Origin of the sequence: Paraburkholderia sp. C35 (assembly GCF_003121405.1) — a bacterium.
GTDB lineage: Bacteria > Pseudomonadota > Gammaproteobacteria > Burkholderiales > Burkholderiaceae > Paraburkholderia.
The window spans coordinates 1-8,997 of the sequence record NZ_QBUY01000186.1 but is presented as its reverse complement, the minus strand read 5'-3'; the positions used below and the strand labels follow the sequence as shown (position 1 = coordinate 8,997).

General features: G+C 63.1%; 10 protein-coding genes. 6 read left to right on the top strand and 4 right to left on the bottom strand.

Annotation, left to right across the window (positions count from 1 at the left end):
- Positions 1-150: 150 nt before the first annotated feature.
- Positions 151-840, bottom strand: coding sequence for a DUF2182 domain-containing protein (locus tag DK391_RS43190; protein ID WP_109484133.1), 690 nt, complete (start codon positions 838-840; stop codon positions 151-153).
- Between the two features lie 134 nt (positions 841-974).
- Positions 975-1,745: a DUF899 domain-containing protein gene (locus DK391_RS43185; RefSeq protein ID WP_109484131.1), complete on the bottom strand. Its 771-nt coding sequence runs from the start codon at positions 1,743-1,745 to the stop codon at positions 975-977.
- Between the two features lie 109 nt (positions 1,746-1,854).
- On the opposite strand from DK391_RS43185, the gene DK391_RS43180 reads away from it, so the two are divergent.
- The 3 genes from DK391_RS43180 (at position 1,855) to DK391_RS43170 (ending at position 4,206) form a co-directional block, all read left to right on the top strand.
- Positions 1,855-3,075: a helix-turn-helix domain-containing protein gene (locus DK391_RS43180; protein ID WP_109484132.1), complete on the top strand. Its 1,221-nt coding sequence runs from the start codon at positions 1,855-1,857 to the stop codon at positions 3,073-3,075.
- A gap of 38 nt (positions 3,076-3,113) precedes the next feature.
- Positions 3,114-3,782, top strand: coding sequence for a glutamine cyclotransferase (locus DK391_RS43175; protein ID WP_109484130.1), 669 nt, complete (start codon positions 3,114-3,116; stop codon positions 3,780-3,782).
- Between the two features lie 82 nt (positions 3,783-3,864).
- Positions 3,865-4,206 (top strand): zinc ribbon domain-containing protein YjdM, encoded by a 342-nt coding sequence (locus DK391_RS43170; protein ID WP_109484129.1) that lies wholly within the window; start codon positions 3,865-3,867, stop codon positions 4,204-4,206.
- 44 nt (positions 4,207-4,250) lie between these two features.
- Here the strand turns inward: DK391_RS43170 and DK391_RS43165 are convergent, their stop codons facing one another.
- Together DK391_RS43165 and DK391_RS43160 are read right to left on the bottom strand one after the other, a co-directional pair.
- Complete coding sequence (locus DK391_RS43165) at positions 4,251-4,892, bottom strand: response regulator transcription factor (RefSeq protein WP_109484128.1); 642 nt, start codon at positions 4,890-4,892, stop codon at positions 4,251-4,253.
- Positions 4,889-6,304, bottom strand: a complete 1,416-nt coding sequence (locus DK391_RS43160) for a cache domain-containing protein (RefSeq protein WP_109484127.1) — start codon at positions 6,302-6,304, stop codon at positions 4,889-4,891. The genes DK391_RS43165 and DK391_RS43160 overlap by 4 nt, the downstream gene beginning before the upstream one ends.
- Before the next feature lie 203 nt (positions 6,305-6,507).
- On the opposite strand from DK391_RS43160, the gene DK391_RS43155 reads away from it, so the two are divergent.
- The 3 genes from DK391_RS43155 to DK391_RS45150 all read left to right on the top strand — a co-directional run.
- Positions 6,508-8,586 (top strand): carbon starvation CstA family protein, encoded by a 2,079-nt coding sequence (locus tag DK391_RS43155; protein WP_109484126.1) that lies wholly within the window; start codon positions 6,508-6,510, stop codon positions 8,584-8,586.
- Between the two features lie 12 nt (positions 8,587-8,598).
- Positions 8,599-8,805 carry a YbdD/YjiX family protein gene (locus DK391_RS43150; protein ID WP_109484125.1) on the top strand — a complete coding sequence of 69 codons (207 nt, stop codon included), beginning with the start codon at positions 8,599-8,601 and terminating at the stop codon, positions 8,803-8,805.
- The coding region (locus DK391_RS45150) for a hypothetical protein (RefSeq protein WP_204117543.1) at positions 8,777-8,997 on the top strand (221 nt) is incomplete at its 3' end. The genes DK391_RS43150 and DK391_RS45150, both read left to right, overlap by 29 nt.

Sequence of the window (8,997 nt, the reverse complement as noted above, 5' to 3'; positions counted from 1 at the left end):
GTGGTGTTAGCGGCTTTCTTTTGCCTACTTTTCTTTGCCGCTGCAAAGAAAAGTAGGTGCCGCCCCGCACAGGGGCAACCCAGGCGGGCCACTAACAAAACGCGGATGCCACCACCACCACCCTCCCAACCTCACCTCCAAATCCCCTGCTCAAGCAAACAACACCCTCAAGCCCATCACCACCCCGTCAATCAACACCAAGCCCCCCACAGCCCGCGCAACGCGATCAGGCCACCTCGCCATCCGCTCAACACTAATCGAAAGAGTCACAAACACCATAACGACCAGGTTCATCACCCCATTCACGAGAAGAACCAGCGTGAGACCACTGCAGCAAAACATGCAATGCGTACCGAGGCGCATACCGCACGACCACGCTTCACGCATGCCGTGCTTCACACCGCCAGGTGAAATCAACGCGCGACTGCACGACAGATACCGCAACTTCCATCGGCTGAACTGCGCGATACCTGCAAGCATCACAGCCACGCTTGCCCCGCCGGGCATCGTGCGCGCCAGCGCCGGCATGCTCACGACAAGCGCAAATAGTGCAGCGCCCACCGCAAACACAATCACACCCACCACAGCCCAGACAAAAAAATAACCCATACCCGCCAGCGCAGTCAGACCACCCGCACGCATCGCACCCGCTTTACCGATCGCCTCGTGATACCGCCACAGCACAGGCGCCAGCGATGGCAACATCATCGCCATCATCATCACGATCCACATGCCGATGAAATTCACGGCGACGCGCGGCCACTTCTGCCCGCACATGGGCGCCCATGCCATCGATAGCGACCCGCCACCCGGCATCGGCAGTTCGCCCATCGCTGCCATCGCGTGGCACCAGACCACCGTCAGCGTCACGCAAGCCGCGAACACCAGCGCAACGAGGCCGAAGAACGCGTACCTCGACACAGCCGAAGCGCCACTGTCGCACCTGTCGAAGACCACGCCAGCCGTCTCCACGATCAGCCTCGACGCCGCTCGTATTCGTCATGGCGGCGCCACCAGACGCCGCGCTCATTGCGCCCTTTCGGCGCGCGATCGAGCCACTGGTACATGCCCCACACGCCATCGACACCGCGCGCATAGGTCGAATAGGCGTGGTACACGACGCCGTCCTCAAGCACGAAGGTGCTGATGCCGGGCCGGTCGCGCGAGTAAGTCGGCGCATCCGTGCCGCAACTGGCCGCGAAGCGCACCACGGGTTCCGGTGCGGGCGCCGTGTCCATCGCGTGGCCGCCGCGTTCGAAGTTGTACTCGATATCGCCGGCACGCTGCTGCGCTTCCGTGTACGACACGTTGAAGTCGAAGTTGAAATCGCTGGCGCTCGCCGATGCCCACGCAAAGCGCCATCCCATGCGCTGTCGGTAGGCCAGCAGTTTGTCGAGCGGCGCACGCGACACCGCCATCAACGTGACGTCATGTTGCGCGAGATGCACGGCCACGCCATCGAAGCCATCGGCAATCGCCGAGCATGACGGGCAACCCGCCGTGTAGTCCGGGCCGAACATGAAGTGATAGACGATCAGCTGCGAGCGCCCGCCGAATAGCTCCGGCAGCGTCACACTGCCGGTTTCCGTATCGAACCGGTAAGTCTTGTCGATCCTGACCCACGGCAGCGCGGCACGCTGCCGCGCCAGTTCGTCGCTGCGGCGCGTCAATGCCTTCTCTGCCTCCAGCAGTTCGAGGCGTGCCTGTAGCCATGCGTCGCGCGTGGCGACGGGATGCGTGGTCATCGTTCGTCCCTCCTTTTGTTCGTCGGATGCGCGATGTAGAACGATCGCGCCGTGCTAGATTAGTGCGGGACATCCGATGGACGGGAGTGACAAGTGTGGCGTGATTCAGATGGACGAAGCCGTCGTAGCCGCCGCGCGCGCACTCGACGCGGGTGATCCGCTCGGCGCGCTGAACCGCGTCGCCTTGCGCGACGACGCGGCCGCGCTCGCGCTGCGCGGCATCGCGATGGCGCAACTCGGCGATCTCGTGCGCGCCAAAGCCCTGCTACGCAGCGCGGTGCGTGCCTTCGGCCCGAAAGAAGCGGTTGCGCGCGCCCGCTGCGTGGTCGCCGAAGCGGAAATCGCGCTGGCCTCGCGCGATCTCGGCTGGCCGACGCGTTCGCTCGAAGCCGCACGCAAGACGCTCGAAGCAAATCACGATCGCCGCAACGCCGCGCACGCGCGGCATCTGCAGGTGCGCCGCCTGCTGCTGATCGGCCATCTCGACGAAGCAGAACGTCTGCTCGACGGGTTCGACGCGGCGCCCTTTCCACCCGCCTCGAGCGCGATCCACGAACTGATTGTCGCGGGAATTGCGATGCGGCGCCTGCATACCAAAGCCGCACGCGCAGCGCTCGCAAAAGCAGCGCGTGCTGCGCGTCATGCGGGCATTGCGGGTCTGTCGGCGGAAGTCGAAACGGCTGCGCACCTGCTCGATACACCCGCTGCACGTCTGATCGAACGCGGCGAGGCACGGCTTCTGCTGCTCGACGAGGTCGAAGCCCTGATGGCGTCGGATGCGCTTGTCGTCGATGCCTGCCGTCATGCCGTGCGCGATGCGGGTCACGTCGTGCCGCTCGCAAGCCGTCCCGTGCTGTTCAGTCTCGTGCGCGCACTCGCCGAAGCCTGGCCCGACGACGTGCCGCGCGACACGCTGATCGAACGCGCGTTCCGCATGAAGCACGCAGACGAATCGCATCGCGCGCGGCTGCGCGTGGAAATGGGACGGCTGCGCACCATGCTGCGCGTATTCGCCGATATCCACGCGACCAGGCGCGGCTTCGCGCTAACGCCGCGGCGTGCGACGACGGTGGTCGTGCTCGCGCGGCCCGTCGAAGATGCGCACGCGCCGCTGCTCGCACTGCTCGCGGACGGCGAAGCGTGGTCGAGCTCCGCGCTCGCACTGGCGCTCGGCGCGAGTCAGCGCACCATACAGCGCGCGCTCGATACGCTCGCTGCGACGGGCAAGGTGCGGTCGTTCGGCCAGGGCCGCGCGCGGCGCTGGATGATGCCGCCGATGCCCGGTTTCGCGACGGCGTTGTTACTCCCCACGCCGCTGCCTATCGACTAGCATGTAAAGCTCGACACTTCTTCGACGAGGACGCGAGGATGAAACGCTCAACGGCTGAAATCGTGCGTGAATATGGGCCCTTTCCCGGCATCGACGACGTGCACGGCGTCACGTACGACGGACAGCAGGTGTGGTTCGCGTCGGGCGAAGCGGTGAATGCGCTCGATCCCGCGAGCGGCCAGACGGTGCGCGCCATCGCCGTCCCTGCTACGGCCGGCACGGCCTTCGACGGCCAGCATCTGTACCAGATTGCCAGCGGCCAGATCCGCAAGGTCGATCCGCAAACGGGCGCGGTGCTGGCAGTGATACCGGCGCCCGAAGGCAGCAACTCGGGACTCGCGTGGGCCGAAGGTTCGCTGTGGGTCGGGCAGTATGCTGAGCGCAAGATCCTGCAACTCGATCCGCAGACGGGCGCGATCCTGCGCAGCATCGAATCGAACCGCTTCGTCACGGGCGTGACATGGGTCGATGGCGAGTTGTGGCACGGCACCTGGGAAGGCGACGAAAGCGATCTGCGGCATGTCGATCCCGCCACGGGCGAAGTGCTGGAGATGCTCGATATGCCGGAAGGCGTGCGCGTGTCGGGCTTGGAAGCAGACGGCGCGGCACGGTTCTACTGCGGCGGCGGGAACAGCGGGACGCTGAGAGCAGTGCGCCGGCCTAAACGGGATGAGATCAAGACGCCTGTCGATGAGGCCAGCGACTGAGGCTATTTCGGGAAAGCCCGCCATCGGGGAGCGCTATACTCGCCGGCTTTTATCGCCAGCGTCAGACACCAAGGAAATACCGATGAGCGCGTTGCCCCGTTGTCCACAATGCAATTCCGAGTTCACGTACGAAGATGGCGGCGTGTATATCTGCCCTGAGTGCGCGCACGAATGGTCCAGTCAGTCAGCCATGCAGAACGAGCCGACCGCAAAGGTCTATCGCGACTCGGCGGGCAATGTCTTGCAGGACGGCGACACCGTCACTGTCATCAAGGACCTGAAGCTGAAGGGTTCGGGTGGCGTGATCAAGATGGGCACCAAGGTCAAAAATATCCGGCTGGTGGATAGCGATCACGATATCGACTGCAAGATCGATGGCTTTGGCGCCATGAGTCTCAAATCGGAATTCGTCAGGAAGGTTTGATGCGTGACGTGGTGTGGCGTGGCGTGACGCACCCGCGAAGCGCTTCACCCCGTCCGCCGATGCTCCACTGCAAACTTGATCAGTTCGGCCTGCCCTTCGATCTCCAGCTTGCGCTTCAGATTGAGCCGGTGTGTCTCGACGGTTCGCACCGACAGGTTATTACGCTGCGCGATCTGCTTGCTCGATAGCCCCTCGGCAAGCTGATCGAGAATATCGCGTTCGCGCGGCGTCAATCGTTCGATAGGATCGCGCATCGCCGAAGCATGAATCAGGCGCGCGCTCAGTCCTTCGCTAAAGTAGGTCTTGCCTTCCAGCACCGCGCCAATCGCACGGATGATTTCCGCGCCCGGCGAATCCTTCAGCACATAACCGCTCGCGCCTGCACGCACCGCTTGCGTCACGTATTCGACGTTGTCGTGCATCGACAGCATCAGCACGCGGATACCCGGATGGCGCTCGTGAAACAGCGCAGCCAGTGCGATACCGTTCATGCCGCGCATGCCGACATCCATCAGCACGAGATCTGGTTCATGCGCGGCGGCGAGCGCCAGCGCTTCGTCGGCGTTGCCTGCTTCGCCGACCACCACGAACCCCGGCACCGCGTCCAGACGCGCGCGCAAACCATCGCGCACGAGGGGATGATCGTCGACGAGAATGAGGCGCGCCGCGCCCGCTGGACTGTTCATGAATGGTCTGCCTGCATTTCGATGTGGAGCGCTGCCTGCGCGAACAGTGGCACGCTGGCGGTCACGATGGTGTGTCCGGGACGCGACGCCAGTTGCAACTCGCCGTTGAGCGCTTCGAGCCGCTCGCGCATGTTGCGCAAGCCGACGCCCGCACTCGGATCGGCCTGTACCCGTTCGACGTCGAAGCCGCGGCCATCGTCGCTGATCGACAGTGTGACGCGGCGTGCCGACACTTCCAGCGATACGCCCGCCTGCGTCGCGTGAGCGTGACGGAAGATGTTCGTCAGCGCTTCCTGAGCGATGCGAAACAGCGCGGTTTTTACGGTGTCGGGCAACTCGGTGGCGTGATCGTGAGCGATCTGCGTGAAGCCGATGGCCAGATGACTTTGCGCACTGAGTTCACGCGTCAGCTGTTCGAGCGCGGCGGCAAGACCGAGATCGTCGAGCATCGACGGACGCAGCGCATGCGAGATGCGCCGCACTTCGCGCAGCGCATCGCCGAGTCTGCCAATACCCGTAGACAGCGCCGCTTCCGCCGGCTGCACGCGCGGCTCGGTCAACTCGAAGCGCGCCAGCGCCGATTCGAGCAACAACTTCACGGACACCAGCATCTGGCTGATGCCGTCATGCAGTTCGCGTGACAACCTCGCGCGTTCGTGTTCCTGCGATTCCACCACCTGTTGCGCAAGCCGTTTGAGCTTCGCGTCCGCGCTGCGGTATTCGCTGACGTTCAGCACCAGCGCGCACACGGCGATCACACCCAGCCCCGCCAGCGCGATTGCACCGATCCATAGCATCGTGTGTTCGATATCGGATGATGCGCGCTGATCGATGCGCGCGAGTGTGGTGTCGACGTCGTCGAGATAGATGCCCGTGCCGAGCATCCAGCCCCAGCGCGGCAACGGTACGACGTAGCCGAGCTTCGGCGCGAGCTTGCCCGTCGACGGACGATGCCACACGTAGCGCACATAGCCGCCGCCCTGCGCGGCTGCCGCGATGAGTTGCTGGATGGTCAGCGAGCCAGCCGGATCGCGCAAGGTCCACAGGTCGCGCCCGACCAGATCCGGCTCGCGTGGATGCATCAGCGAGCGGCCATGCATGTCGTAGACGAAGAAATAGCCGTCCTGACCAAAGTCCATTTTTTCGAGGATCGCGAGCGCGCGATTGCGCAGCATCGCGTCGTCGCGGGCGTTGGTGCCTGCCTCGTCGTAGAGCGGTTTGATCGCGCTGGTGGCGAGATCGACGTAATGCCGCAGTTCGATTTCCTTGCTCGCCATGTAGGCGGACTGCGTGGTGTCGTGCTGCGCGCTCGCCAGCGACGTGGCCTGATGGCGCACGCCGAACGCAATGCCTGCAATCGCGGCCAGAAACGGCACGATGGCGAGCAGAAAGATCTTTGCCTTGAGTTTCATCTGCGGATAGCCCGTCGGACTGCCTACGTAATTCTACGTAGCGCGCTTACGTAGTTGTGCGCTTGTGGCGCATACGACGAAGACGAATACTACACGCCCATGAGCATGGCACATCTTCGACCATGCGCGGCGTCCTTCACAGCGCGCTGCATTGGGCCTCGCCAGCCGCGCTGGTGGGCATGCAAACAAGTATGGAGACTCTCATGAACCGGGCATCCAGTTTTCTCATCTGGACAGCGGTTGCGCTACTCGGCGCATTCGCGTTCGGCACCATCGCACTTGCGCACGGCGAAAAGGTCAGCGCCCTCTGGGTCGTGATCGCCGCTTCGTGCGTCTACCTCATTGCTTATCGCTTCTACAGCCGCTTCATCGCGAACAACGTGCTGCAACTGGACGGCAAGCGCATGACGCCTGCCATGCGGCACAACGACGGCCTCGACTACGTGCCGACCAACAGGTACGTGCTGTTCGGCCATCACTTCGCGGCGATTGCTGGCGCAGGTCCGCTGGTCGGCCCGGTGCTGGCTGCGCAGATGGGCTACGTGCCCGGCATGCTGTGGATTCTGGCAGGCGTGGTGTTCGCGGGCGCGGTGCAGGACTTCGTCGTGCTGTTCATCTCGACGCGACGCGATGGCCGCTCGCTCGGCGATCTCGTCAAGATGGAACTCGGCACCGTGCCAGGCGTGATCGCGCTGTTCGGTGCGTTCCTGATCATGGTCATCATCCTCGCGGTGCTGGCGCTGATCGTCGTGAAGGCGTTGACCAATTCGCCGTGGGGCACGTTCACCGTTGCCGCGACGATTCCGATTGCGCTCTTCATGGGCGTCTACACGCGCTTCATCCGTCCGGGACGTATCGGCGAAGTGTCGATCATCGGCTTCGTGCTGCTGATGGCATCGATCGCGTTCGGACAGAGCGTGCATGACTCCGCTGCGCTGGCCGCATGGTTCACCTTCAGCGGCACGCAACTGACGTGGATCCTGATCGGCTATGGCTTCGTCGCCTCGGTGCTGCCGGTGTGGCTGCTGCTGGCACCGCGCGATTACCTGTCGACGTTCCTCAAGATCGGCACGATTCTAGGTCTCGCGATCGGCATCCTCGTCGTTGCACCGGAACTGAAGATGCCTGCGCTGACGAAGTTCGTCGATGGCACGGGCCCTGTGTGGTCGGGCAACCTGTTCCCGTTCCTGTTCATCACGATTGCGTGCGGTGCGGTGTCGGGCTTCCATGCGCTGATCTCGTCGGGCACGACGCCCAAGCTGCTCGATAACGAAAAGAACGCGCGCTTCATCGGTTACGGCGCGATGCTGATGGAATCGTTCGTCGCGATCATGGCGCTGGTGGCGGCTGCCGTGATCGAGCCGGGCATCTACTTCGCGATGAACGCACCCGCTGCCGTGCTCGGCTCGACGCCGGACGCAGTCGCGCAGACGGTATCGCAATGGGGCTTTGTTCTGACGCCTGACATGTTGACGCAGACGGCGAAGGCTGTCGGCGAAACGACGATCGTTGCGCGTGCGGGTGGCGCGCCGACGCTGGCAGTCGGCATGGCGCAGATTCTGCATCAGGTGATTGGCGGCCAGGCGATGATGGCGTTCTGGTATCACTTCGCGATTCTGTTCGAAGCGCTGTTCATCCTGACGGCAGTCGATGCAGGCACGCGTGCTGGGCGCTTCATGCTGCAGGATCTGCTGGGCACGTTCCATCCCGCGTTGAAGCGCACGGATTCGCTGCCGGCCAACCTGATCGCTACGGCGTTGTGCGTGGCTGCGTGGGGTTACTTCCTGTATCAGGGCGTGGTCGATCCGCTTGGCGGCATCAATACGCTGTGGCCGCTGTTCGGCATTTCGAACCAGATGCTGGCGGGTATTGCGCTGGTGCTTGGGACGGTGGTGCTGTTCAAGATGAAGCGTGAGCGTTTTGCGTGGGTGACGCTGGTGCCGACGGTCTGGCTGCTGATCTGCACGATGACGGCGGGCTGGCAGAAGATTTTCGATGCCAATCCGAAGGTCGGTTTTCTGGCGCATGCTGCGAAACTAGGCGCTGCCGCCGATGCGGGCAAGATCGTCGCGCCTGCGAAGTCGATCGAGCAGATGCATCGGATCATGTTTAACGACTATGTCGATGCGGTGCTTGCGGGCCTGTTTATATTTGTCGTGGTTAGCGTGGTGTTCTACGGTGTGCTTGCGGTGGTGCGGGCGCGTCGCGCGGATCTGCCTACTGTGCGCGAGACCCCGTTTGAAATGCTGCCTGCCGGGCAGACGGTTAGCAGTTCGCATTGAACGGAGTGTGTCATGTTCTCTGGATTGCGGGATGATGTGCGCAACGCCGGGAAGTACCTCGGGCAGGCCATGCGGTTGATGGTCGGTCTGCCCGACTATGAGACTTATGTCACGCATGTGCGTGAGACTCATCCTGAGCGGCCTGTTATGTCGTATGAGGAGTTTTTTCGGGAGCGGCAGGCGGCTAGATATGCTGGTGGTGCTGGGAAGTGTTGTTGAAGGTTTGGTTTTTTCTTGTCTGCGACGCTGGGGGTTAGGTTTTGCTTTCGCTGGCGTCCGCTTTTTGTTAGTGGTCTGGCATCCGCGATTCGGTGTTAGTACTTCATGCGTTGCCCCTGTGCGGGGCGGCACCTACTTTTCTTTGCCGCCGCAAAGAAAAGTAGGCAAAAGAAAGCGGGCTAACACCGCCAG

Coding starts and splice junctions, on each gene's coding strand:
- DK391_RS43190 (WP_109484133.1), bottom strand. CDS start 840: ATGGCAGCGATGGGCGAACTGCCGATGCCGGGTGGCGGGTCGCTATCG.
- DK391_RS43185 (WP_109484131.1), bottom strand. CDS start 1,745: ATGACCACGCATCCCGTCGCCACGCGCGACGCATGGCTACAGGCACGC.
- DK391_RS43180 (WP_109484132.1), top strand. CDS start 1,855: ATGGACGAAGCCGTCGTAGCCGCCGCGCGCGCACTCGACGCGGGTGAT.
- DK391_RS43175 (WP_109484130.1), top strand. CDS start 3,114: ATGAAACGCTCAACGGCTGAAATCGTGCGTGAATATGGGCCCTTTCCC.
- DK391_RS43170 (WP_109484129.1), top strand. CDS start 3,865: ATGAGCGCGTTGCCCCGTTGTCCACAATGCAATTCCGAGTTCACGTAC.
- DK391_RS43165 (WP_109484128.1), bottom strand. CDS start 4,892: ATGAACAGTCCAGCGGGCGCGGCGCGCCTCATTCTCGTCGACGATCAT.
- DK391_RS43160 (WP_109484127.1), bottom strand. CDS start 6,304: ATGAAACTCAAGGCAAAGATCTTTCTGCTCGCCATCGTGCCGTTTCTG.
- DK391_RS43155 (WP_109484126.1), top strand. CDS start 6,508: ATGAACCGGGCATCCAGTTTTCTCATCTGGACAGCGGTTGCGCTACTC.
- DK391_RS43150 (WP_109484125.1), top strand. CDS start 8,599: ATGTTCTCTGGATTGCGGGATGATGTGCGCAACGCCGGGAAGTACCTC.